Origin of the sequence: Streptomyces sp. RPT161 (genome assembly GCF_027533845.1) — a bacterium.
Classification (GTDB): Bacteria; Actinomycetota; Actinomycetes; order Streptomycetales; family Streptomycetaceae; genus Streptantibioticus_A; species Streptantibioticus_A silvisoli_A.
In genome coordinates, this window is the sequence record NZ_JAPZVN010000005.1 from 12,766 (window position 1) to 36,142 (window position 23,377).

The window sequence follows — 23,377 nt, forward strand, 5'->3', positions numbered from 1 at the left end:
AACCGGGCGGTCGTTCCTCAGCGGACGTCCTCGGTGAGTTCGCAGACGCCGGTGATGCGGTGCAGGGCGTAGGTGCGGACCTCGTCGGTGGTGTGGTCGTAGGCGGTGACGAAGCCGCCCTCGACCTTGACCGGTTCGATGACGCGCTGGCTGGCGGCGCCGTCGGCGTTGACATAGCCGATCCACAGGGGTTCACCGGTGAGCACCGCGGCCTGCACGGTGGCCAGCGTCTCGGCCGAGGTGGTGCGGGGCAGCGCGGAGCCGTGGGGGGCGGGCTGCGCGGCCGGCTTGCGGGGGGCGGTGGCCGCGCGGTCGCCGGCGCGGATCGCCTTGACCGCGGCCGCCAGCAGCGTCTGGTCCGGCCGCGGCGGCCCGTCCGGCACCGGGACGGGAGCGGCGCGCGGCGGGGTACGGCGGGCGTCGGCACGGGTGATCAGCACGTCGCCCTCGGCGGACTCCGCGGCGGGCGCGAAGCCCATGGTGCGCAACCGTTCCAGCAGGGTCACCGGCTCGGACTGGGCGGCCAGCACGGTCGGCGCCAGACGGCGCAGGCCGAGCCCGGCGGCCCGGCGGTCGGCGAGGATCTCGGAGAGCACCGCGTCGTCGTCGCAGCGCACGTACGCCGAGGCGGCACCGACCCGCAGTCGGCCGTGGCGGCGGGCCACGTCGTCGATCAGATAGCTGAGCGGCTGCGGCACCGGGGTGCGCGAGTGCGCCGCCAGAAAACCGTGCAATTCGGCCGCGGTGCGCCCGGCGTCCAGCGCCCGCCGCACCGACTCCGGGGTGAACCGGTACACCGTCGCCCCGCCCTTGGACTCGACGTCGGCGAGCACCCCCAGCGTCTCGGCCAGCGCGGTGCGCAGCGGCCCGGGGGCGACCGCGGTCAGGTCGGCCTGGAGCAGTACGTGGTCCAGCGGCTCGGGCAGCAGCGGAGCCAGCCGCGCGGCGGCCGCGTCCGGATCGGTGAGCAGCTCGCGGCCGTGCCCGGACAGCGCGCCGCGGCCGGTCACGCCCAGCAACTCGGCCTCCTGGACGGTCCATTGGACGAGCCGCGCCCGCAGTTCGTCCAGCGCCGCGCCACCGCGCAGCGGGCGCTCCCAGCGCAGCCGGGCCAGCAGGTCCTCCGGCCTGGCGGAGGCGCCGTCCGGCGCCCCGGCGAGCAGTTCCAGCACCCGGCGCCGCACCCCGGGCGCCAACGAGCGGTCCAGGTCCGGGCCGAGTGCGGCCAGCGTGCGGCCCTTGGCGTCCCGGCTGCCGACCAGGCCCGGGGCGCGGGTCGCCGCCAGCCACGCGGCGGCCAGCCTCGCCCAGCGGTCCTCGGTGGGCAGCCGCAGCCACTCGTCGTAGCCGGGCGTCGGCGCGTACGCCTCGTCCACCTCGCCGTCGGAGGCCACCAGGCCCGCGGCGTACGCGGTCTCCAGCCAGAACGCGGCCAGTTCCTCGGTGGTGTCCAGCGCGGCCGCGGTGCGCTTGAGGTCCCGGACGCTCATGCCGCCCGCCCGCAGCACCAAGGGGCCGCCGGTGTCCCAGCCCTTGACCAGTTCCTCGACGGTGCGCACCGCGGTGAACGCCTCACCGGCCGCGGTGCCGTCGACCACCTGCGCGTCGTACCGCGCGTGCGGCGGCACCTCGGGCGGCAGCGGCTCCGGCGAGCGGTGCGCGCGCCCGCCGCGCAGCCGTAGCGCGGTCTCGCGCGGCAGCAGCACGGTGTGCGGCCCGGCGGGCAGCAGTACGCCGCGGGCCAGCAGCCACTGCACGGGGGTCTCGGCGGTGGCCGCCCGCACCGGCTCCGCGGCCAGTGCCACCTCGCCGTAGGGCGGGCCCCACATCAGCTTGTCCAGCACCGCCCGCGCCCCCTCGGGAGCCTCGGCGAGCAGCGCGGCAAGCCGCTGCCGGTCCGAGAACAGCGCGGTGAGCGCCGCGACCGCGCTCACCGGATCGTGGGTGGCGGGCAGCCCGGCGTCGGCCACGATCTGCTGCAGGCGGCCGGGCGACATGCCCGCCGCGGCCTCGGCGACCGTCGGGCCCAGGCCGGTCGGCGAGGGTGCGGCGGGGGAGGGGGCGAGCAGGTCACGGGCGGTGCGCACCAGCCGCAGCCGGTCGTCCCCGCCCCACACCAGCGCGTTCGTACGCAGCGTGGCCACCGCCGCGGGCAGCGCCGCCGCGATCTCCTGCGAACCCTCGTCGCCGGTCAGCAGCGCGCACAGGGTGTCGTACGGACAGGGGTCGGGGGCGACCGCCAGCGCCTCGACGGTCTGCAGCGCGAACCGGTCGAGGTGCTCCAGAGCGCGCACCACCGACGCCCGGGTCCCGGCCCTGGTGGCCAGTTGGGTGAGGTCGCCGGGCACCGGGTTGACCAGGTCGGGGCGGGCCAGCAGCAGCGCCGCCACGGCGTCGTCGCCCCGCGCGCGCAGATCCTCCGCGAGGGTGCGCGGGCCCGAACCCGCGCCTGTCCCTTCGACACCGCTCGCCACGCGCACCTCCCGATTCCGCTCGGTGGTCATCGATCCGCCGCCGGAGGTCGGTCCCCCAAACCCTGGGGCGGTCATCCGTCCCACATTAGGGCCTGATCCTCTGAACTTGTGTGGTGTCCGCGACAGGGCGGGTAGTGCTCACCGTATCCACGGTGCGCCCTGCGGCCCGCAGGGCGTCGGCGGTACGGTCAACGGGCCGGGCAGGACAGCGCGTTGGGCGGTGAACGGGATGGGCATCGAGAGCGACAAACTCGTCTTCGACTATCTGAGCCGGGTCGGCGATCTCGCCCAGACCGCCATGGGCTCGGCCGATCGCATGAGACTCGTCGCCCAACTGCGGGGCGACATCGACCGCCAGCGCGGCGGTGGCGACAGCGAGGCCGCGGTACGGCGCATCCTGGGCAAGCTCGGCACCCCGGACGAGGTGGTGCAGGCGGCCGCGCGGCAGAGCTCGGGCACGGTGCCGAGGGCGCGCACCGAGGAGCCGGCGGCGGCGCCCGCGCCGAGCCCAGTCGACACGGTCAGCCTGGACAAGGCGCCCGCCGGGGACGCGGGGCCCGACGAGTGGTGGCGGGTGCCGGCCGGTGACGAGCGCACCGAAGGCGGCGGGATACGCGGGCTGAGCACCAACGAGGTGCTCGCCGGATGGTCCGGCGGCCTGCTGCCGCCCGAGCCCGACGACGAGCCCGCCGCGCCGGCCGAGGAGGCCGGGGTCGAGGCGGCCGAGGCCGTTGAGGCCGCTCCGCGCCGGTTCCGGTTCCGGCTGCGCCGGGCGGGGGCGGCGGGTGCGGGGGAGGCGGGCGCCCGGCGGCGGCTGCCGGTGGGGCCCCTGGAGCTGCTGGCCGCGCTGGCACTGGTGGCCGGGGTGGTGCTGGGCAACTGGCTGGCGCTGGGCGGTGGTTGGCTGCTGGCGTACTTCACGCACGGCATCGGCCGCAGGCAGGCGAAGTTCGCCGCGCTCGGTGTGCCGGGACTGGTCGTGCTGGGGGAGCTGGTCTGGCTGTGGGGCCGCACGGACGGGCGCTGGGGCGGCCCGCTCGCCGCCAACCAGCTGGGGCAGGCCATCACCGCCGACTTTCCGATGACGGTGAAGGTCGCGGCGCTGGGCACGGCAGTGTTCCTGCTGTGGCGCAGCGCGCGGCGCTGAGTGGTGCCTCTTCAGCGGACGTTTCGGGTCGTGCCGGGTCGCGGTGGGCTCGTGACAGCCGGGCCGCGCCGTCGCGGTCGCTCGTCGGCACGGCGGAGAGTTGTCGCCCCCGAAACCTGGAGTTCCGCCGCTCCCGTCACAATGGTCGGCATGGCCTCGCGTGCGATAACGGTCGGATTCGACCTCGACATGACCCTGATCGACTCCCGGCCGGGCATCAAGGCCGCGTACGACCAGCTCTCCCGTGAGACGGGCCGGTACATCGACTCGGACCTGGCGATCACCCGGCTCGGCCCGCCGCTCGACGTGGAGCTGGCGCACTGGTTTCCCCCCGAGCAGATGGCCGACGCCACCGAGCGGTACCGGGCGCTCTACGTCGAGCACGCCATCGCGCCCACCCCGGCCATGCCCGGCGCCCGTGCGGCCATCGACGCGGTGCGGCGGGCGGGCGGGCGGGCCATCGTCGTCACGGCCAAGCACCAGCCCAACGCCGAACTGCACCTGAAGCACCTGGGCATCGAGCCGGACGCGCTGATCGGCTGGCTGTGGGCCGAGGCCAAGGCGGAGGCGCTGCGCGAGCACGGCGCGTCGGTCTACGTGGGCGATCACACCGGAGATGTACGCGGCGCCCGTACCGCGGGCGCGCTGTCCGTCGCGGTGTCCACCGGCCCGTGCGACGCCGACGAGTTGCGCGCCGCGGGTGCCGACGTACTGCTGGGCGATCTGACGGAGTTCCCCGCCTGGTTCGACGGTTACGCGGCGAAGGCTGCCGGTTAGGCGCTGCGAGCCGCAGGCCTCAGTTGGGGGTGGCGGTGGCTGACAGGCGGGTCCGGCGCCGCTGGGCGAGTGCCGAACGCAGCAGCCCGGTCAGCGCCAACAGGAAGCCGACGCCCATCAGCATGCACACCAGATACGCGGCCGTCGGCAGCGGATGAGTGCCGATGAACAGCGGCGTAATGGTGGCGAGCGTCGCGAGCGCGCCAATGATGAACACGATCGCGCCGATCCGCACCAGCAGATCACCAGGCATACGGGTTTCACTAGTCACCTCACCAGGGTAGGTCGCGCAAGAGGTGTCACAGGATCGGGGCCTGGGCGTCTTGTCACCCACCCGCTGACCATTAGCCTGGTGACAGGCGGGTCTTCAGGGGGCCCGCTGCACTGCTATGCGGGCTACCCGGAGTCGGCGACGACTCCGTTCCGGGCGGCGGTGCTCGAAACGGATTTTCTTCACCAGACGAGGACGAGGTCGGACGTGCCAACCGGCAAGGTCAAGTGGTTCAACAGCGAGAAGGGCTTCGGCTTTCTCTCCCGCGACGACGGCGGTGACGTCTTCGTGCACTCGTCCGTCCTCCCCGCCGGGGTGGACTCGCTCAAGCCCGGCCAGCGAGTGGAGTTCGGGGTCGTCGCGGGCCAGCGCGGAGACCAGGCGCTCTCGGTGACGGTGCTGGACCCGGCGCCTTCGGTGGCCGCCGCGCAACGCCGCAAGCCGGACGAGCTGCTGCCGATCGTGCAGGACGTCACCACCCTGTTGGAGGAAGTGGCCCGATCGCTGCAGCGCGGCCGCTACCCGGAGAAGGCCCACGGCCGCAAGATCGCGGGCGTACTGCGCGCGGTCGCCGACCAGCTGGACGTCTGAGCCCCGGCCCGGGGAAACACGCCAGAACGGCCGCCCGCCGAACCGGCGGGCGGCCGAAAGCGCTATGCCGGGAAGTCGAGCGCGTCGGGGCCGAGGGGCGGTACCAGCCCCTCGGCCGCCGCACGCGTGAGCAGTCCGCGCACCGCCGCGTAGCCGTCCTCGCCCAGGTCGTCGGTGAAGTCGTTCACGTACAGCCCGATGTGCTGGTCCGCGACCGACTCGTCCATCTCCTGCGCGTGCGAGAGCACATAGCCGCGTGAGGCCGCCGGATCGTCCCAGGCCATCCGCACCGAGGTACGGGCGGCTTCGGCGATGCGCCGCAGCGTGGGCGCGCCCAGTGACCGCTTGGCGATGATCGCGCCGAGCGGGATCGGCAGCCCGGTGGTCTTCTCCCAGTGCTCGCCCATGTCGGCCAGGCAGCTCAGCCCGTAGTCCTGGTAGGTGAAGCGGGCCTCGTGGATCACCAGGCCGGCGTCCACCCGGCCGTCCCGCACCGCGGGCATGATCTCGTGGAACGGCAGCACCTCGATCCTGCCGACCCCGCCGGGCACCTCGCTGGCCGCCCACAGCCGGAACAGCAGGTACGCGGTGGACCGCTCGCTCGGCACCGCCACCGTCCGCCCGGCGAGGTCCGCGGGCGAGCCCGCCTCCCGGGTCAGCACCAGCGGCCCGCAGCCGCGGCCGAGCGCACCGCCGCACGGCAGGAGCGCGTACTCGCCGAGCACCCACGGCAGTACGGCGTAGGAGACCTTGAGGACGTCCAACTCGCCGCGCTCCGCCATCCCGTTGGTGATGTCGATGTCGGCGAACGTCACGTCGAGCGGCGGCGCGTCGGGCACCAGGCCGTGCGCCCAGGCGTGGAAGACGAAGGTGTCGTTGGGGCAGGGCGAATAGGCGATCTTGAGCGGGTCAGCCATCGCTGGCGGCCTCCGATTCCAGTACGGGTACGAGTGCGCGGAAGGCCTCGGTCAGCGCGGCCAGCGCGTCACCGATCCGCCAGGCGGCGCGGTCCCGTGGACCCACCGCGTTCGACACCGTACGGATCTCCAGCACCGGTACCCCGTGCCCGGCCGCCGCCTCCGCCACGCCGAACCCCTCCATCGCCTCGGCCAGCGCGGTGGGGTGACGATCCATCAGCTCCGCTGTGGTCCCGGCGGTGCCGGTGACGGTGGAGACGGTCAGCGCGGTACCGTATCCGGCGCCGAGCGCGTCGGCCACGGCGCGGGAGAGCCGGGCGGGCGGCAGATGGCGTGCGGTGCCGAAGCCCAAGTCGGTGACGGGGACGAACCCTTCGGCCGTCTCGGCGCCCAGGTCGGCGGCGACGATCGCGTCCGCGACCACGGTCGACCCGATGGGCGCGGCGGGCTGGAACCCGCCGCCGATGCCCGCCGAGACCACCAGGTGGTACGGCTCCCCGGCGAGCCGCGCCGCGGTCAGCGCGGTCGCGGTCCCGGCCGCGGCGGCGGCCTGGCCCACCCCGGCGTCCAGCAGGTCCACCTGGCCGGCGCCCTGCGCACCGAACCGGTCCATGGCCAGCCGCAGCAGCGAGTAGCCGCCGGGCAGCGGGCGTTGCAGCCCGACGTTGGCGTCACCCGTCTCCCGCGCCTGGTTGGCGGCGTGCAGCCCGCGGGCGGCGGCATCGCGCTCCGCCGCCACCGCGGTCACCACGAGCAGCCGCACGGCGTCAGTCCGCCAGCTCCAGCTTGACGTTCCACACCCCGGCGGCGCCGCCCTTGCCGGAGACCTCCACGATGCTCAGGTTGGCGGTCTTGGAGGACTGGCCGCTCTGCTGGTCGACGAAGAGGACGCTGGGGTTGGCGAAGGTGTAGTACGTCTGGTTCTTGAGGACGTCGCTCTTCTGGCCCGTGGCGGTCAGGACGACCCAGCCCTTGTCGGCGATGGCCGGGTCGACCCCGATGTGCACCTTGTCCGTGGCGTGCACCTTGACGGTCTGCTCGGGCGCCTTGTTCAGGCAGGACGACAGGTCGCTCAGCGCCTTACCGCCGTTGTAGCAGGACGCTTCCGTGTGCGCGGAGGTCGAGCCGACGGTGACGGTCGCCAGCGGGGTCGGCTTGGTGCAGGCGGAGAGGGCGAACAACCCAAGGGCAACCGCCCCCACGGCGGTGGCACTGCGGCGAATGGTCATGACGCTGAGGCTACCGGGCGCCCTGGTTCACGCCGCGCGCGGGTGCGGCGTGCCGCGTCTGGCCGCCGCCAGCAGGCCGCGGACGGTCGCCGCGGCGGCCACCCCGAGCAGCCCGGCGCCCACCGCCAGACCCAGTACGCCGTTGAGCGGCAGCACGATACCGAGGCCGCCGCCGAGCACCCAGGCCAGTTGCAGCACGGTCTCCGAACGGGCGAACGCCGAGGTGCGCACCTCCTCCGGTACGTCCCGCTGGATCAGCGCGTCCAGCGACAACTTGCCCAGCGCCTGGGTCAGTCCGGCGGTCGCCGCCGCGAGGGCCACCGCCACCACCCCGTAGCCGATCGCGGCGAACACCAGCACGCCGAGCGCCACCAGCAGCACGGTCGTGATGATCACCTCGGGCGCCCGGGTGCGCAACCACGCGCCGAGCACATTGCCCAGGGCGTTCCCGCCGCCCGCCGCCACCGCCACCAGACCCAGCGCCACAGCGGGGCTCAGCCCGCCGGGCGGATGCTCGCGCAGCACGAACGCCAGGAAGAAAGTGAGCAGCCCGGACAGCCCGCGCAGCGCGCAGTTCGCCTGCAGCGCGTACAGCACCGACACGCCGACGGTACGCAACCCCGGGCGCCGGACCGTCTTGCCGGTCGGTGTGTCCTCGCGGTGCAGCGAGGCCTTGCGCTCGCCCTTGGCCGAGTCCACGTGCGGCGGCAGCGAGAAGCACCAGAACGCCCCGGCCGAGAAGATCGCGAACGCCCCGTACAACGGCCAGGCGGGCCCGATCAGATGCAGCAGCGCGCCGAACGGCGCGGCGAGCGCGGTCGCCAGCAGCCCGGAGAGCGTCATCCTGGAGTTCGCCTTGACCAAGGAGATCCGCGGCGGCAGCAGCCGCGGTACGACGGCGCTGCGCACCACGCCGTTCGCCTTGGACGCCACCAGCACACCGAGCGCCGCCGGATACAGCCCGAGCCCGGCGGTCGACACCACGGAGGCCATCGCCCACGCCAGCACCGCGCGGGCCAGCATCGAACCCGCCATCGCCGCGCGGCGGCCGTGCGGGATGGAGTCCAGCAACGGCCCGATCACCGGGGCGAGCAGGGTGAACGGCGCCATGGTGACCAGCAGGTACAGCGCCACCCGGCCGCGCGCCTCGCCGGCCGGAACCGAGAAGAACACGGTGCTGGCCAGCGCGATCGTGATCATCATGTCGCCCGCGGAGCTGACCGCCTGCAACTCCAGCAGCTTCGCCAGCCCGGTCTCGCCCGCGCCCTGCGCGTGCGTCACCCTGCGCACCGCCGACCGCACACCGCCTCCCAGCCGCGCCGTTCCGTGCGCGACGGCCCGGCCGACCCGACGCATCGGCCCGGCCGTGAAGCGGCGTAGGGCACCCACGAGTGCCATCCTGCCCCCAACGCCGGCCCCGCATGGCCGTTCTCGCCGCCGTCCACCGGATGTCCCCGCTGACGGCGGTACGGCGGGGCGGTGCCGGTGGGCGGCGACGCGCCGCCGGGCGCCGTGCGGGACGGGTCGGACGGACCCCTGACTTCCCGCCGGGACCGCGGACGGGTAGCGTGCCCCACGCGCCTTCACCGGCACTTCCTCGCCGCGCGCTGCCGACCGATCCCGCAGAATGGGAACCAAGTCGGTGCGCCCGAGGACGGATGGGCGGACGTCGACGCGGTCCTCTGGTCCGCTCCGTCCCGCTCGACCTCTGGTCGGCGCACCCGTGAGACGGCGTAGGAGAGAATCGATTCTTGTGAGTGCTGCGATGCGAAGCCGGACACCGGACCGCCTGTGCGCCGAGGCGGTTGACCTCGCCCGCGTGGCGGCCGAGGAACTCGCCGGGGCGGAGGCCGTCGGTGAGCACCTCGGGGCCGTGGCCGAGGGGGACCGCGTCGTCACGCACTCCTTCGCCTGCCAGGACCCCGCGTACCGCGGTTGGCGGTGGGCGGTCACCGTGACCCGCGCCTCCCGTGCGAAGGCCGTCACGCTCGACGAGACGGTACTGCTGCCCGACGCGGACGCGCTACTGGCCCCCGAGTGGGTGCCGTGGAGCGAACGGCTGCGCCCGGGCGACATGGGCCCCGGCGACCTGCTGCCCACCGAGGCGGACGACCCGCGGCTGGAACCCGGCTGGCTGGCCGACGAGGAGGCGCCGGTCGACTCCGCGGTCTCGCCGGTCGCCGAGGACCTCGCGGAGCTGGCGGAGGCCGAGGACGCGGATGTGACGGCCACTGCGCCCGCGGCGCTGCCCACCGCCCCGGCCCGCGGCAGCATCTCCGCCGTCGCCGAGGAACTGGGCCTGCGGCGCGCGCGGGTGCTCTCCCGGTACGGCCTGGAGGCCGCCGCGGCCCGCTGGTACGAGAAGTTCGGCCCGAACACCCCCATGGCCCAGGCCGCGCCCGCACCGTGCGTCAGCTGCGGCTTCCTGCTGCCGATCGCGGGCTCGCTACGGCAGGCGTTCGGCATCTGCGCCAACGAGTTCAGCCCCGCCGACGGCCATGTCGTCTCCCTCGCCTACGGCTGCGGCGGCCACTCCGAGGCGGCGGTCATGCCGCGGCCGCCCCGCCCGGCTCCGCCTGTCCTGGACGAGATGAACGCCGAGCCCCTGCCACTCCACCCCGCCCGTCCCTCGGGCTCCGTGGAGCCCGAGGGCCCCACAGAGGAACTGGGCCACTCGTAAGCCCCCAGCCGCGGCGGTCGGCGACCGCCGGTGTCCGCCGCGCCGGTTCCGCGCCGCGGCGGCGAGCACCCTGACGGCGCGGCCCGACTGCGCACCTCGACGGCGCGGCCCGACGGCGCCAAGCAGCCGCGCACCCCGGCGCGGCCCACCGCACCGAGCCCGGCATCCGAAGCGGACGCACAGCCCCGGCGGGGTTCGGGCGGAGCGTCGAGGGGTTCGGGGGCGGAGACCCGAGGGGTGGACGGGTGGGAAAGAATGCCCGGAAAGGTGGTTCGCGGCAGCGGAAGGACCAACGTGGGCAAGCCGATCGTGCAGGAACCGCAGGCTGGAGCCGACCCGTTCGGCACCGAGCGCCTGCGCCGAACCGTGCTGGACGCCTGGCAGGCGTCCCCGGCCCGGTTCCGCGAGGACGCCAACGCCGAGGAGGACCTGGCGCTCGGCGGCTACCGCGACCGCCTGGTCGTCGAACTCGCCCAGAACGCCGCCGACGCCGCGCTGCGCGCCGGTGCTCCCGGCCGTCTGCGGCTCACCCTCCACCAGGGGGTACTGGCAGCCGCCAACACCGGCGCCCCACTCGACGCGGCAGGCGTCGAATCGCTGTCCACCCTGCGTGCCTCCGCCAAGCGCGACGACGCGCAGGCGTCCGTCGGCCGCTTCGGCGTGGGCTTCAGCGCCGTCCTGGCGGTCAGCGACGAGCCCGCCGTGGTGGGCCGCACCGGCGGCGTGCGCTGGTCGCTCGCCGAAGCCCGCGACCTCACCGCGCAGGCCGCCGCCCAAAGCCCCGGCCTCGCCGACGAGTTGCGGCGCCGCGACGGCCAGGTACCACTGCTGCGGCTGCCGTTGCCCGCCGAGGGCGTCGCCCCCGAGGGCTATGACACCGTCGTCGTGCTTCCGCTGCGCGACGGCGCCGCACAGGACCTGGCCGAGCACCTGCTCTCCGGCGTGGACGACGCCCTGCTGCTGACCCTCCCCGGCCTCACCGAGATCGTGATCGAGACGCCGGACGGCCAGGTGCGCACCCTGACCCGGCGCCGGCACGGCGAGGACGTCGTCGTCGAGGACAGCGCATCCGGAACCACCCGCTGGCGGGTCACCGCCACCGGCGGCGCACTCGCCCCCGAACTCCTCGACGGCCGCCCCGTGGAGGAACGGCTGCGCCCCGCCTGGTCGGTGACCTGGGCCGTGCCGGTCGGCCCGGACGGCGCGCCCGCCCGCCCCCGTACCGCGCCCGTGGTGCACGCGCCGACCCCGACCGGCGAACCGCTGGGCCTGCCCGCGCTGTTGATCGCCTCGTTCCCGCTCGACCCCACCCGGCGCCATGTCGCGCCGGGCCCGCTGGCCGAGTTCGTCGCCGCCCGCGCCGCCGACGCCTACGTGGAACTGCTGCGCGACTGGCGCCCGCCCACCACCGGCATCATCGACCTGGTGCCCGGACCGCTGGGCAAGGGCGAGTTGGACGGCACGCTCCGCGCCCACCTGCTGCGGCAACTGCCGCACGTCCCCTTCCTGCCCCCCGCCGGGCCCGCCGCCGGTGAAGCGGCGGAGGGGGCACAGGAGCCGCACGCGCTGCGCCCCGACCGCGCCGAGCTGCTCGAAGGCGCGTCCGAGCAGACCGTCACGGTACTGGCGGAGGTCTTCCCCAGCCTGCTGCCCGCCGGGCTCGAACGCCGGGTGGAACTACGCACGTTGGGCGTCGCCCGCCTCCCGCTCGGCGACGCCATCGACCGGCTGTCCGGCACCGAGCGCCCGGCGAGCTGGTGGCACCGGCTCTACGACGCCCTGGCGGGTACCGACCCGGACCGGCTGAGCGGCCTGCCCGTACCGCTCACCGACGGCCGCACCGTCGTCGGTCCGCGCCAGATCCTGCTGCCCACCGGCGACGCCCCGCTGCCCGACGGCCTGACCCGGCTCGGCCTGCGGGTCGCCCACCCCGACGCCGCCCATCCGCTGCTGGAGAAACTGGGCGCCACGTCCGCGACGCCCCGCGCCGTACTGACCACCCCGCAGGTACGGGCGGCCGTCGCCAACTCCCTTGACGCGGACGAGATCTGGGACGAGGAGGCCGGCACGCTCGACGCCGACGAACTGGCCGAACTCGTGCTGGCCCTGGTGCGCGACGCCGAGCTCGCCCCCGGCGACGAGCCATGGCTCGGTGCCCTCGCGCTCCCCGACGACGAGGGCGAACTCACCCCGGCGAGTGAACTCGTCTACCCGGGAAGCCCCTTCGAGCAGGTCATCCGTGCGGACGAAATGGCGCCGTGCGACCCGGAGTTGGCGGAACGCTGGGGTGAGCAGCCGCTGACCGCCGTCGGCGTGCTCGCCACCTTCACGCTGGTGCGCGCCGGCGACGTGGTCCTCGACCCGGACGACCTCGAACCGCGCGACGGCCAGTGGGCCGAACCCGACGACCCGGGCCTGCTCGACGCGGTCGACGTGTGGTGCGAGGACGTACTCGACCAACTGCCGGACACCGACGTACCGCCGGTCGCCACCGAGATCATCGCGGTGCGCGACCTGGACCTGGTCGATGACGAGGCCTGGCCGCAGGCCCTCGCGCTGCTCGCCCAGCCGCCGCTGCGCGACGCGATCACCACACCGGTGCGGGTGCTGCTGCCGGACGGCACCACGCGCAGCGTGCGCCCGTACACCGCCTGGTGGCTGCGCGACCACCCGGTGCTGGACGGCCGCCGTCCGGTGGGCCTGCGCGCGGCCGGGGGAGACCCGCTGCTCGCCGGGCTCTACGACGAGGCGCAGACCTCGTCCGTGGACGAGCAGGTGCTACGGGCGCTCGGGGTGCGCACCTCGGTGGACGCGCTGCTGGACGAGCCGGGTGGCGCCGCCGAACTCCTGGCCCGGCTGGGCGACCCGGCCCGTCCGGTCACCGCCGCCCAACTGCGCTGGCTGTACGCGCGGTTGTCGGCGCTCGACCCGGAGGCGGTCACCCTGCCCGACGAGCTGCGGGCGGTACGGGACGGCGTGGTGACGGTCGTGGACGCGGCCCAGGCCCTGGTCGCCGACGCCCCCGACCTGCTGCCGCTGGCCACTGGCCGCGCCCTGCTGCCCGCCGGACCCCGGTTCGCGGACGACCTCGCCGAACTCTTCCAGGCCCGCCGCCTCAGCGAGGAGTTCCCGGCCCCCGTCACCAGCGAGGGCCAGCCGCACGAGGTGCCCGACGAGGTGCGCGAACTGCTGCCCGACGCACCGGAGTCGTACCTCGAACACGACGAACTGCTCGTCGAACCGGGCGTCGAACTGGACTGGCGCTACGTGGACGGCGTGCTGCACGCGGCCACCCTGGAAGGCGTCGCGGCGGGCCTGGCCTGGGCGGCGGGCGAGTGGCAACGCCGCTTCGAGGTGGCGGCACTCCTTGAGGACCCGTCTCGGGCCGCGGAGTTGGCCGAGGCCCGCTGGTTCGACTGATCCGAACGCCGGGGCGGGGGTCAGGCGTTCCTGGCCCTCGCCCCGACGCACCAGGCGACCCCGGTCACGCTCGCGACGAGCGGCAACGGGCGTGCGAAGTACGAGTGCCGCCATGTGAGCCACCGCGGCCTCGCGCGAACGAGTGGAACGGCATGGTCGGCGACCATACGGTCAGTCGACCCGGCGGCTGATCCGGCGCCATACGAGCTCCAGCGCCACCGAGGCGACCGCCGCGATGCCGACCGCGGTCCACGGCGCCTCGGTGCCGACCAGGCGCAGCTTGAAGAAGGTCTGCAGCCACGGTGTGACCAGCACGACCAGGAAGCATCCGGCCATCGCCAGCACCAGGCAGATCCGCCACCAGGTGTACGGGCGGGCGATGATCGCCAATACCCACATGGAGATCAGGAACAGCGTCAGCGTCGCCGCGCTGGTCTCCGCGTCCAGCCCACCGGCACCGTGGTAGTGGTGACGCGCCATCAGGTACGTGGCGAACGTCGCGATGCCGGCGATCACTCCCATCGGCAGCGCGAACCGCATCACCCGGCGCACGAAGTGGGGGCGGGCACGCTCCCTGTTGGGCGCCAGCGCCAGGAAGAACGCGGGCACCCCGATCGTCAGCGTGCTCAGCAGCGTCAGATGCCGGGGCAGGAACGGGTACGGCACCCGCCAGATGACCACCAGCAGCGCCAGCAGCACCGAGTACACGGTCTTGGTCAGGAACAGGTTCGACACCCGGGTGATGTTCCCGATCACCCGACGCCCCTCGGCGACCACCGAAGGCAGCGTGGCGAAGCTGTTGTTCAGCAGCACGATCTGCGCCACCGCCTTGGTCGCCTCGCTGCCCGACCCCATCGACACCCCGATGTCGGCGTCCTTCAGCGCCAGCACGTCGTTGACGCCGTCCCCGGTCATCGCCACGTTGTGGCCGCGGGACTGCAACGCGCCGACCATGTCCCGCTTCTGCTGCGGGGTGACCCGGCCGAACACCGAACCGCCCTCCAGCGCCCGCGCCATCTCGTCCCGCCCACCGGGCAGTCGCCGTGCGTCGACGGGGCTGTGCGCCCCCGGCAACGCCAGCTTGGCGGCGACCGCGCCGACCGACACCGCGTTGTCCCCCGAGATGACCTTGGCGGCGACGCTCTGCTCGGCGAAGTAGCGCAGCGTCTCCCCGGCGTCGGCGCGCAGCCGCTGCTCCAGTACGACCAGGGCGGTCGGCGCGAGCCCGTCCACCACCGCCGGATCGTCCAGCGGCCTGGTCGCACGGGCCAGCAGCAGCACCCGCAGACCCCGCGCGCCCTGCTCGTCCACCCCGGCCAGCGCCGGGTGGCCGGGCGGCAGCAGCACGTCGGGCGCGCCCAGCAGCCAGGTGCGGCTCTCGCCGTGCGCCTCCCGCAGAGTCGCACCGCTGTACTTGCGGGCCGAGGAGAACGGCAGCGTGCCGGTGCAGTGCCAGCTGTCCGAGCCGTCCGGGTAGGCGTCGATGATCGCCTGGAGGCTGGCGTTCGGCCGCGGGTCGCAGGCGCCGAACGCGGCCAGCACCTTCGCCGCGTACGACTCGTCGCCGTCCAGCACCCGCAGTTCGGTGACGTCCATCCCGCCCTCGGTCAGCGTGCCCGTCTTGTCCAGGCACACGGTGTCCACCCGGGCCAGCCCCTCGATCGCGGGCAGCTCCTGCACCAGGCACTGCTTGCGCCCCAGCCGGATCACGCCGATCGCGAAGGCGATCGAGGTCAGCAGCACCAGCCCCTCGGGAACCATCGGGACGATCCCGCCGACCATCCGGCGCACGGCCTCCCGCCAGTCGTGCTTCTCCACATAGAGCTGGCTGACGATCAGGCCGAGGGCGACCGGGACCATCATCCAGGTCACGTACTTGAGGATCTGGCTGATGCCGGTGCGCAGTTCGGAGTGGACCAGGGTGAACCGGCTCGCCTCCTCGGCGAGTTGGGCGGCGTAGGCCTGGCGGCCGACCTTGGTGGCGGTGAACGCCCCGCCTCCGGCCACCACGAAGCTGCCGGACATCACCGGGTCACCGGGTCGCTTGGCCACCGGGTCGGCCTCACCGGTGAGCAGCGACTCGTCGATCTCCAGGCCGTCGGCCTCCACCACGGTGCCGTCCACCACGCACTTGTCGCCGGGGCCCAGCTCGACCACGTCGTCCAGAACGATCTCGGAGGTGGACAGCGGCACGCCGCGGCCGTCCCGGCGCACGGTGGGCTTCGCCTCGCCGATCAGCGCGAGGCTGTCGAGGGTCTGCTTGGCGCGCAGTTCCTGGATGATGCCGATCGCGGTGTTTGCGAGGATCACGAAGCCGAACAGACCGTCCTGGATCGGCCCCACCGCCACGATGATCAGGAACAGCACGCCCAGGATCGCGTTGAAGCGGGTGAAGACGTTGCCCCGCACGATGTCCGCGGTGGAGCGGGAGCTGCGCACGGGTACGTCGTTGACCTCCCCGCGCGCCACACGTTCGGCGACCTCGGCGGAGGTCAGACCGCGCGGGTTCGCCTGCGGCGGGCCGGGGCGGGCATGATCACTCATGGGTCAGACATTACGTGGCGTAAGGGGAAATTCCCCGGCCAGCCGCGCGCCGAGGGGTTGGGGGCTCACCCCGGGGGAAATCCGCCACAGCGGTGCGCGGCCGCCGTGGCGGTGCCACGGCGGTGCCGAACCGGCCGCGGCCTGCGGGCCGGTGGGGCCTCAGCCGTCCTGCTGGGGGCGGCCGGCCCGCCGCAGCGCCTCGCGCCGCCTGCGTACGTACCAGATGCCGACCACCCCGAGGCCGGCGCCGGCGAGACAGCTCCAGATCCACCAGGAGTGCCCGCGGGCGGCGAACCACCCGTAGAAGGGGAGCTGGACCAGGAAGAGGGCGAACCAGACGATCGTGCCGCCGGTAACGATCGCGACCTCGTTCGCTTCCAGCGGCTCAGGGGTTTCGTGCCGCGGTGTCCACTTCCTCGTCATAGCGCACAGCCTACGGCCCACCCCCGTGACACCCGCGCACCCCGTCGCCCGGTGTCTACGCGCGGAGATAGCGATCACTCGCTCATAGGTTCATACTGAAACGGCCTACGCCTGACTGGATTCTTTCGTCTGAACGTCCAAATCCGGTCGGCTTCGAGAGGACCCCGCCCAGCGGCCCCGGCCGCGATTGACCCGAGGATTTCCATGCCCAGCTCGGCGACCGCTCCGGTCGGCTTCGCGAAGCCCGACTCTCCGCACCCACCCAAGAACGGTCTGGATCGTTACTTCAAGATCTCCGAGCGGGGTTCCAGCGTTTATCGAGAGATTCGCGGCGGTATCGCGACGTTCTTTGCGATGGCGTACATCATCGTGCTGAACCCGATCATCCTCGGTAGCGGCGTCGACAAGTTCGGCCACCACCTCTCCGGTGGCCAGTTGGTCACCGCGACCGCGCTGACCGCCGGCCTCACCACCTTGCTGATGGGCGTCATCGGCAACGTGCCGATCGCGCTCGCCGCCGGGCTCGGCATCAACAGCGTGGTGGCGCTGCAACTCGCGCCCAAGATGAGCTGGCCGGACGCGATGGGCATGGTGGTGCTCGCCGGCATCGCGATCATGCTGCTGGTCGCCACCGGGCTGCGGGAGCGGGTGATGAGCGCGGTGCCGCTCGGGCTCCGCAAGGCGATCGCCATCGGCATCGGCCTGTTCATCTTCCTCATCGGACTGGTCGACTCCGGCTTCGTCTCGCGCATCCCGGATGCCGCGCACACCACGGTTCCTCTTCAGCTCGGCGCCAACGGCCACCTCAACGGCTGGCCGGTGCTGGTCTTCGTCCTCGGGGTGCTGCTCACCCTCGCGCTGATCGTGCGCAAGGTGCCGGGGGCGATCCTGATCAGCATCGTGGCGATGACCGTGCTCGCGCTGGTCATCGACTCGGTCGCCAAGCTCCCGGCCACCGCCTGGGGCCTCACCGTCCCCAAGTGGCCGGGCAACCCGGTCTCCAGCCCCGACTTCGGGCTGATCGGCAAGGTCAGCCTCTTCGGCGGCTTCCACCAGGTGGGGATCGTCACCGGTGTGCTGTTCGTCTTCACCGTCCTGCTGTCCGGCTTCTTCGATGCGATGGGAACCATCCTCGGCGTGAGCGACGAGGCGCATCTGCTGGACGAGAAGGGTGATCTGCCCGGTATGAGCCGGGTGTTGATGGTGGACGGCATCGCCACTGCGCTCGGCGGCGCCACCTCCAGCTCGGCCAACACCTGCTTCGTGGAGTCGACGACCGGTGTGGGCGAGGGCGCGCGGACCGGTCTGGCCAGCATCGTCACCGGACTGCTGTTCGTCCTGGCGCTGTTTCTGACTCCGGTGGCCACGATGGTCCCGGCGCAGGCGGCCACCCCCGCGCTGATCGCGGTGGGCTTCCTGATCCTGGCGCACAGCATCGGGGACATCGACTGGAACGACTTCACGATCGCCGTTCCGGCGTTCCTGACCATGCTGATCATGCCGTTCACCTACTCGATCACCAACGGCATCGGCATGGGCTTCATGACCTTCTGCCTGCTGCGGCTGGTGGTCGGACGGGGCCGAGAGGTGCCGGTCGCGCTCTACGCGGTGTCGGCGATCTTCGCGTTCTACTACCTGATGCCTCCGCTGCACCTGACGTAGCGGTGGGCTAACCCGCGTAGAACCGCTGGGTTCTGTCCACCGAGGCCTTGAACCTCTCGTCGAAGTCATCGCGCATGAGCGTCCGGACGACATAGTCCTGGACGCTCATTCCGCGTTTGGCGGCATGATCGCCGATCCGGTCCAGCAGTTCCGTGTCTATGCGCACACTGAGCACTTTCGATCCACGCGGTCCCATACATCTACCGTCGCCCTCCGCTGTCACACGGTGCCGCTCTTTCCGGGGGCAACTCACTCGTACGGGTGAGTTCGCACACAGTCGCGTTTGGTGACCTGTATCCGGCTTTCGTTAGCGTAGGTAATGAGATAGTCTAAAGAACCGTGACCAAACTGTCCGAGGACGACCTCGCCGCGGTGAGCTCCCTGCGAGCGGCCGTGATGCGGCTGTCGCGCAGGCTGCGACACCAACGAGTGGACGAGTCGCTCAGCCCGACCGAGATGTCGGTGCTGGGCACCCTGGCCCGCTGCGGCTCCGCCACCCCTGGCGAGCTGGCGCGCAAGGAGCATGTGCAGCCTCCGTCCATGACCCGGATCGTGGCCATGTTGGAGGGCAAGGGCCTGGTCCGCCGGGACCCGCACCCGGAGGACCGCCGCCAGGTCGTGGTCAGCCAGACCGAACAGGCCGAGGCCATGCTGGCCGAGAGCCGGCGCAAGCGGAACGTCTGGCTCGCGCAGCTTGCCGAAGGGCTCACCGACGAGGAGTGGGCGACGCTGCGCGAAGCCGCGCCGGTACTGGAGAAGCTGGCGCACCTGTAGACAGCGGGAACGTCTTTCAGTCGCTACCAGCAGAGGAGACACCCCCTTGAGTTCGGCCCCCGGAGCAGACGCCGCACCCGGATCGAACCCCACCATCACGACGACCACCCGGCCGACCGAGTCGACCGACCCCACGGCGTCGGCGAAGCGGCACATGTTCAGCTCGTTGCGGAACCGCAACTACCGGCTGTTCGCCACCGGTGCCGTGATATCGAACACCGGCACCTGGATGTCCCGAATAGCCCAGGACTGGCTGGTGCTCAGCCTCACCGGTTCCTCCACCGCGGTGGGTGTCACCACCGCCCTCCAGTTCCTGCCCATGCTGCTGTTCGGGCTCTACGGCGGCGTCATCGCCGACCGTTGCTCCAAGCGCAGGCTGCTGCTGGCCACCCAGTCGGCCATGGGTCTGCTCGGCCTCGCCCTCGCGGTGCTGACGCTCAGCGGCCATGTCCAGGTCTGGCATGTCTACGCCATCGCGTTCCTGCTCGGCGTGGTGACGGTGGTGGACAACCCGACCCGGCAGTCCTTCGTCGTGGAGATGGTCGGACCGAAGGACGTGCGCAACGCCGTCAGCCTCAACTCCGCCAACTTCCAGACGGCGCGGCTGATCGGCCCGGCCATCGCCGGTGTGCTGATCAACGCGGTCGGCAGCGGCTGGGCCTTCCTGATCAACGGCCTGTCCTTCGGCGCTCCGCTGATCGGTCTGCTGCTGATGCGCAAGGAGGAGCTGCACGAGGTGGAGCTCACCCCCCGCGGAAAGGGCCAGCTGCGCGAGGGGCTGCGCTACGTGGCCTCACGGCCCGAGCTGATCTGGCCGATCGTGCTGGTCGGCTTCATCGGCACCTTCGGCTTCAACTTCCCGATCTGGCTGTCGGCGTTCGCGCACGGGGTCTTCCACGCCGGTGCGGGTACGTACGGCCTGTTCAACACCGCGATGGCGATCGGCTCGGTGGCCGGTGCGCTGCTGGCAGCCCGCCGGGCGGCGACCCGGCTGCGGATGCTGGTCGGCGCCGCGGTGGTGTTCGGCGCACTGGAGGTCGTGGCGGCGGTGTCGCCGTCGCTGTACCTGTTCGTCGCGCTGCTCGTGGTGATCGGTACGTTCGGGATCACCATCAACACGACCGCGAACTCGACGGTCCAGCTCGCCACGGATCCCGCGATGCGGGGGCGGGTGATGAGCCTGTTCATGATGGTCTTCGTCGGCGGCACGCCGCTGGGCGGCCCCCTGGTCGGCTGGATCACCGACACGTACGGCCCCCGAGTGGGCTTCCTGAGCGGCGGCCTGGTCTCCGCGGCGGCGGCGGCACTGGTGGGCCTGGCCATCAGGCAGACGGCACGGCGCATGAAACCCACACCCTGACCCGTCCGCCCGCCCTTCTCGCAGCGACTCCCGACCCACGACGCACCGTGCGCAACGGAAGGCGAGGGCCGAGGCGATCGGGCGGGCGGGTGGGCGTCATCCCCGGACGCCACCGCGGGCGCCCCCGGGGGGAATAACCGCCACATGAGACTCTTCGTAGCCCTCTGGCCCTCCCAGGAGGCCCTGCGCGACCTGGACCGCGCCGAGAACCGACTCCGCGCGGCCCCCGACGCGCAGAACCTGCGGTGGGCCGGGGAAGGCGGACACCACCTCACCCTGGCGTTCCTGGGCGAGGTCCCCGAGGAATCCCTCCCCGACCTGACCGCCCGCCTGGAACGCGCCGCACGGCGCCACGAACCGCTGCCGCTGCGGCTGGCGGGCGGCGGCCGGTTCGGCGACCGCACGCTGTGGGTCGGAGTGGAGGGAGACGTACGAGGGCTCGGCCACCTGGCCGCCTCCCTCGCCGCGGGCGCCCGCAGAGCGGGCGTCGAGATGGAGGACCGCCCGTTCCGCGCCCACCTGACCCTGGCCCGCGGCCGCCCGCACCGGCACACCGCGCTGCGCCCGTTCACCGAACTGCTGACGGAATTCAGCAGCCATGAGTGGACCGCCGACCACATCGACCTGGTACGCAGCCACCCACCCGCCGCAGGCACCCCGGGCGCCCATCCCCGCTACGAGGTGCTGCACCGCTGGCCGCTGGGCCACTGACGCGCCATGCGCCCGGGCACCCGGTGTACCCGGGGCACCGCCCCCCGGCCCAGGGCAGGCCCCCGGGCCGGTTAGGCTCGGACACGTGGACCCGAAGACCCGTACCCGAGTGATGACGGCGGCCCTCGTACTGCTCCTGGCCGTCGTGGTGGTAGCCGCCGCGCTGCGCTGAGCACCGCGCGGCGGCCCAGCCGACCCCGCGCTACCAGGCGAAGGCCTCCGGGGAGGGGCCGGTACCCGGGAAGATCCCGTCCAGCTCCGCCAGGAACTCCTCCGACAGCGAGAGATCAAGCGCCCGCAGCGCGGACTCCAGTTGCTCGGCGGTGCGCGGCCCCACGATGGGACCGGTCACGCCGGGACGGGTGAGCAGCCAGGCGAGCGCCACCTCGCCGGGCTCGTAGCCACCCTTGGCGCAGAGGTCCTCGTACGCCTGGATCTGCTCCCGCCGAGCGGTGTTCTTCAGCGCCTCGGCGGCCCGCCCGGACGCCGACCGCCTGCCGGCCGCCTCGCGCTCCTTGCGCAGTGCGCCGCCGAGCAGTCCGCCGTGCAGCGGTGACCACGGGATGACGCCGACCCCGTACTCCTGGGCGGCCGGGATCACCTCCATCTCGGCGCGCCGCTCCATCAGGTTGTACAGGCACTGCTCGCTGACCAGCCCGAGCGAACCGCGGCGGGCCGCCGTCTCGTTGGCCCGGGCGATGTGCCAGCCCGCGAAGTTGCTGGAACCCGCGTAGAGGATCTTCCCCTGCTGCACCAACACGTCGACGGCCTGCCAGAGTTCGTCGAACGGAGTGTTCCGGTCCACGTGGTGGAACTGGTACAGGTCGATGTGGTCGGTGCGCAGCCGCTTGAGGCTCGCGTCGGCGGCGCGGCGGATGTTGAGCGCGGAGAGCCTGTTGTTGTTCGGCCACTCGGCCATGTCCCCGTAGACCTTGGTGGCCAGTACGGTCTTCTCGCGGCGGCCACCGCCCTTGGCGAACCAGGAGCCGATTATCTCCTCGGTGCGGCCCTTGTTCTCGCCCCACCCGTAGACGTTGGCGGTGTCGAAGAAGTTCAGTCCCGCGGTGTGCGCCGCGTCCATGATCGCGTGGCTGTCGGCCTCGTCGGTCACGGGGCCGAAGTTCATGGTGCCCAGCACCAGTCGGGACACCTTGAGGCCGGTACGTCCGAGCTGCGTGTAGTCCATGGACGACAATCCAAGGCGTTGGAGCGCGCTCGAAGCAAGGGAGGTCGCGGGGCCGCCCGAAGCTGCCCCGCCCCCTCAACAGGCGTGCTACAGACGCTCGATGACGTAGTCGACGCACGCGGTGAGCGCCTCGACGTCGGCCGGGTCGATGGCCGGGAACATCGCGACGCGCAACTGGTTGCGGCCCAGTTTGCGGTACGGCTCGGTGTCCACGATCCCGTTGGCACGCAGCGTCTTGGCGATCGCCGAGGCGTCGATGTCGTCGGAGAAGTCGATCGTGCCGATGACCTGCGAGCGCTGTGCCGGGTTGGCGACGAACGGGGTGGCGTGCCCGGACTTCTCGGCCCAGCCGTACAGCCGGGAGGAGGAGTCGGCGGTGCGCTCCACCGCCCAGCTCAGCCCGCCCTGCCCGTTGATCCACTTCAGCTGCTCGTTCAGCAGGAACAGCGTGCCGAGCGCCGGAGTGTTGTACGTCTGGTTCTTCGCCGAGTTGTCGATGGCGGTCGGCAGGTCGAAGAAGGCCGGGATGTGCCGGCCGGAACCGGCGACCCGCTCCGCCCGCTCCAGCGCGGCGGGGGAGAAGAGAGCGAGCCACAGCCCGCCGTCGGCCGCGAAGGACTTCTGCGGGGCGAAGTAGTACACGTCGGTCTCCGCGATGTCGACCGGCAGGCCGCCCGCGCCGGACGTGGCGTCGACCAGGACGAGCGCGTCCGCCTCGGCGCCCGCGACCCGCTTGATCGGCATCGCGACACCGGTGGAGGTCTCGTTGTGGGTGAACGCGTAGACGTCCACCCCGGCCTCGGCGGTCGGAGCCGGGTGGGTACCGGGCTCGGAGGAGATGACCGTCGGGTCCTCCAGCCACGGAGCCATTTTGGCGGCCTTGGCGAACTTCGAGGAGAACTCGCCGAAGGACAGGTGCTGCGACTTGGACCGGATCAGGCCGTGGGTCGCGATGTCCCAGAAGGCGGTGGAGCCGCCGTTGCCGAGCACCACCTGGTAGCCCTCGGGCAGCGAGAACAGTTCGGCGATGCCCTCGCGCACCTCGCCGACGAGGTTCTTGACCGGTGCCTGCCGGTGCGAGGTGCCGAGCAGTGAGGTTCCGGTGGCCGCCAGGGCGTCGAGCGCCTCCGTACGCACCTTGGACGGGCCCGCGCCGAAACGGCCGTCGGCGGGCTTGATGTCTGCGGGAATCTGGATCTCAGCCACGAGCC

20 protein-coding genes are annotated in these 23,377 nt (G+C 72.7%); 9 read left to right on the plus strand and 11 right to left on the minus strand.

Annotation, left to right across the window (positions count from 1 at the left end):
• Positions 1–17: 17 nt before the first annotated feature.
• A complete protein-coding gene (locus O5O46_RS13295) occupies positions 18–2,504 on the minus strand; it encodes a helicase C-terminal domain-containing protein (RefSeq protein WP_269855824.1) in 2,487 nt (828 codons plus the stop codon).
• 199 nt (positions 2,505–2,703) lie between these two features.
• On the opposite strand from O5O46_RS13295, the gene O5O46_RS13300 reads away from it, so the two are divergent.
• Together O5O46_RS13300 and O5O46_RS13305 are read left to right on the plus strand one after the other, a co-directional pair.
• Entirely contained in the window at positions 2,704–3,621 is a 918-nt protein-coding gene (locus O5O46_RS13300) for a hypothetical protein (protein ID WP_269855593.1), read from the plus strand.
• A gap of 141 nt (positions 3,622–3,762) precedes the next feature.
• Positions 3,763–4,398: an HAD family hydrolase gene (locus O5O46_RS13305; protein WP_391858359.1), complete on the plus strand. Its 636-nt coding sequence runs from the start codon at positions 3,763–3,765 to the stop codon at positions 4,396–4,398.
• Positions 4,399–4,417: 19 nt separating this feature from the next.
• Here O5O46_RS13305 and O5O46_RS13310 read toward each other — a convergent pair whose 3' ends face one another.
• Positions 4,418–4,651 (minus strand): hypothetical protein, encoded by a 234-nt coding sequence (locus O5O46_RS13310; RefSeq protein ID WP_269855825.1) that lies wholly within the window; start codon positions 4,649–4,651, stop codon positions 4,418–4,420.
• Between the two features lie 225 nt (positions 4,652–4,876).
• On the opposite strand from O5O46_RS13310, the gene O5O46_RS13315 reads away from it, so the two are divergent.
• On the plus strand, positions 4,877–5,260 hold the full coding sequence (locus tag O5O46_RS13315) for a cold-shock protein (protein WP_269855595.1): 384 nt from the start codon (positions 4,877–4,879) through the stop codon (positions 5,258–5,260).
• Positions 5,261–5,322: 62 nt separating this feature from the next.
• Here the strand turns inward: O5O46_RS13315 and O5O46_RS13320 are convergent, their stop codons facing one another.
• Genes O5O46_RS13320 through O5O46_RS13335 form a run of 4 tightly spaced genes read right to left on the minus strand, consistent with a single transcriptional unit; the run spans position 5,323 to position 8,804 of the window.
• Entirely contained in the window at positions 5,323–6,177 is an 855-nt protein-coding gene (locus O5O46_RS13320; RefSeq protein WP_269855596.1) for a 1,4-dihydroxy-6-naphthoate synthase, read from the minus strand.
• Positions 6,170–6,940 (minus strand): futalosine hydrolase, encoded by a 771-nt coding sequence (locus O5O46_RS13325; protein WP_269855597.1) that lies wholly within the window; start codon positions 6,938–6,940, stop codon positions 6,170–6,172. The genes O5O46_RS13320 and O5O46_RS13325 overlap by 8 nt, the downstream gene beginning before the upstream one ends.
• 4 nt (positions 6,941–6,944) lie before the next feature.
• Complete coding sequence (locus O5O46_RS13330; protein ID WP_269855598.1) at positions 6,945–7,406, minus strand: hypothetical protein; 462 nt, start codon at positions 7,404–7,406, stop codon at positions 6,945–6,947.
• A gap of 27 nt (positions 7,407–7,433) precedes the next feature.
• Complete coding sequence (locus O5O46_RS13335; RefSeq protein ID WP_269855599.1) at positions 7,434–8,804, minus strand: MFS transporter; 1,371 nt, start codon at positions 8,802–8,804, stop codon at positions 7,434–7,436.
• Between the two features lie 367 nt (positions 8,805–9,171).
• Here O5O46_RS13335 and O5O46_RS13340 point away from each other — a divergent pair, with 367 nt between their 5' ends.
• Both O5O46_RS13340 and O5O46_RS13345 read left to right on the plus strand, forming a co-directional pair.
• A complete protein-coding gene (locus O5O46_RS13340; RefSeq protein WP_269855600.1) occupies positions 9,172–10,086 on the plus strand; it encodes a DUF3027 domain-containing protein in 915 nt (304 codons plus the stop codon).
• Positions 10,087–10,380: 294 nt separating this feature from the next.
• Positions 10,381–13,506 carry a sacsin N-terminal ATP-binding-like domain-containing protein gene (locus O5O46_RS13345; protein ID WP_269855601.1) on the plus strand — a complete coding sequence of 1,042 codons (3,126 nt, stop codon included), beginning with the start codon at positions 10,381–10,383 and terminating at the stop codon, positions 13,504–13,506.
• Positions 13,507–13,677: 171 nt separating this feature from the next.
• Here O5O46_RS13345 and O5O46_RS13350 read toward each other — a convergent pair whose 3' ends face one another.
• Both O5O46_RS13350 and O5O46_RS13355 read right to left on the minus strand, forming a co-directional pair.
• On the minus strand, positions 13,678–16,050 hold the full coding sequence (locus O5O46_RS13350; protein WP_269855602.1) for a cation-translocating P-type ATPase: 2,373 nt from the start codon (positions 16,048–16,050) through the stop codon (positions 13,678–13,680).
• 159 nt (positions 16,051–16,209) lie between these two features.
• Entirely contained in the window at positions 16,210–16,473 is a 264-nt protein-coding gene (locus tag O5O46_RS13355) for a DUF2530 domain-containing protein (protein ID WP_269855603.1), read from the minus strand.
• Positions 16,474–16,677: 204 nt separating this feature from the next.
• Here O5O46_RS13355 and O5O46_RS13360 point away from each other — a divergent pair, with 204 nt between their 5' ends.
• Entirely contained in the window at positions 16,678–18,135 is a 1,458-nt protein-coding gene (locus tag O5O46_RS13360; protein ID WP_269855604.1) for an NCS2 family permease, read from the plus strand.
• Positions 18,136–18,142: 7 nt separating this feature from the next.
• Here O5O46_RS13360 and O5O46_RS13365 read toward each other — a convergent pair whose 3' ends face one another.
• Positions 18,143–18,331, minus strand: coding sequence for a ribbon-helix-helix protein, CopG family (locus tag O5O46_RS13365; RefSeq protein WP_269855605.1), 189 nt, complete (start codon positions 18,329–18,331; stop codon positions 18,143–18,145).
• Positions 18,332–18,531: 200 nt separating this feature from the next.
• Between O5O46_RS13365 and O5O46_RS13370 the strand changes: the two genes are divergently transcribed.
• The 3 genes from O5O46_RS13370 (at position 18,532) to thpR (ending at position 20,980) form a co-directional block, all read left to right on the plus strand.
• On the plus strand, positions 18,532–18,909 hold the full coding sequence (locus tag O5O46_RS13370; protein ID WP_255932890.1) for a MarR family winged helix-turn-helix transcriptional regulator: 378 nt from the start codon (positions 18,532–18,534) through the stop codon (positions 18,907–18,909).
• 46 nt (positions 18,910–18,955) lie between these two features.
• Entirely contained in the window at positions 18,956–20,269 is a 1,314-nt protein-coding gene (locus O5O46_RS13375; RefSeq protein WP_269855606.1) for an MFS transporter, read from the plus strand.
• A gap of 144 nt (positions 20,270–20,413) precedes the next feature.
• Positions 20,414–20,980 carry an RNA 2',3'-cyclic phosphodiesterase gene (gene thpR / locus O5O46_RS13380; RefSeq protein ID WP_269855607.1) on the plus strand — a complete coding sequence of 189 codons (567 nt, stop codon included), beginning with the start codon at positions 20,414–20,416 and terminating at the stop codon, positions 20,978–20,980.
• 202 nt (positions 20,981–21,182) lie between these two features.
• Here thpR and O5O46_RS13385 read toward each other — a convergent pair whose 3' ends face one another.
• Both O5O46_RS13385 and serC read right to left on the minus strand, forming a co-directional pair.
• Positions 21,183–22,166 carry an aldo/keto reductase gene (locus tag O5O46_RS13385; protein WP_269855608.1) on the minus strand — a complete coding sequence of 328 codons (984 nt, stop codon included), beginning with the start codon at positions 22,164–22,166 and terminating at the stop codon, positions 21,183–21,185.
• Positions 22,167–22,253: 87 nt separating this feature from the next.
• Complete coding sequence (serC, locus tag O5O46_RS13390) at positions 22,254–23,372, minus strand: phosphoserine transaminase (RefSeq protein ID WP_269855609.1); 1,119 nt, start codon at positions 23,370–23,372, stop codon at positions 22,254–22,256.
• Positions 23,373–23,377: the final 5 nt, after the last annotated feature.

Excerpts from the sequence above, each read along its gene's own strand:
- O5O46_RS13310 (WP_269855825.1), bottom strand. The coding sequence starts at position 4,651 with ATGCCTGGTGATCTGCTGGTGCGGATCGGCGCGATCGTGTTCATCATT.
- O5O46_RS13360 (WP_269855604.1), top strand. The coding sequence starts at position 16,678 with ATGCCCAGCTCGGCGACCGCTCCGGTCGGCTTCGCGAAGCCCGACTCT.
- O5O46_RS13335 (WP_269855599.1), bottom strand. The coding sequence starts at position 8,804 with ATGGCACTCGTGGGTGCCCTACGCCGCTTCACGGCCGGGCCGATGCGT.
- O5O46_RS13370 (WP_255932890.1), top strand. The coding sequence starts at position 18,532 with ATGCGGCTGTCGCGCAGGCTGCGACACCAACGAGTGGACGAGTCGCTC.
- O5O46_RS13330 (WP_269855598.1), bottom strand. The coding sequence starts at position 7,406 with ATGACCATTCGCCGCAGTGCCACCGCCGTGGGGGCGGTTGCCCTTGGG.
- O5O46_RS13355 (WP_269855603.1), bottom strand. The coding sequence starts at position 16,473 with ATGACGAGGAAGTGGACACCGCGGCACGAAACCCCTGAGCCGCTGGAA.
- O5O46_RS13305 (WP_391858359.1), top strand. The coding sequence starts at position 3,763 with ATGGTCGGCATGGCCTCGCGTGCGATAACGGTCGGATTCGACCTCGAC.
- O5O46_RS13340 (WP_269855600.1), top strand. The coding sequence starts at position 9,172 with ATGCGAAGCCGGACACCGGACCGCCTGTGCGCCGAGGCGGTTGACCTC.
- O5O46_RS13385 (WP_269855608.1), bottom strand. The coding sequence starts at position 22,166 with ATGGACTACACGCAGCTCGGACGTACCGGCCTCAAGGTGTCCCGACTG.
- O5O46_RS13295 (WP_269855824.1), bottom strand. The coding sequence starts at position 2,504 with ATGACCACCGAGCGGAATCGGGAGGTGCGCGTGGCGAGCGGTGTCGAA.
- O5O46_RS13320 (WP_269855596.1), bottom strand. The coding sequence starts at position 6,177 with ATGGCTGACCCGCTCAAGATCGCCTATTCGCCCTGCCCCAACGACACC.
- O5O46_RS13300 (WP_269855593.1), top strand. The coding sequence starts at position 2,704 with ATGGGCATCGAGAGCGACAAACTCGTCTTCGACTATCTGAGCCGGGTC.
- thpR (WP_269855607.1), top strand. The coding sequence starts at position 20,414 with ATGAGACTCTTCGTAGCCCTCTGGCCCTCCCAGGAGGCCCTGCGCGAC.
- O5O46_RS13365 (WP_269855605.1), bottom strand. The coding sequence starts at position 18,331 with ATGGGACCGCGTGGATCGAAAGTGCTCAGTGTGCGCATAGACACGGAA.
- O5O46_RS13350 (WP_269855602.1), bottom strand. The coding sequence starts at position 16,050 with ATGAGTGATCATGCCCGCCCCGGCCCGCCGCAGGCGAACCCGCGCGGT.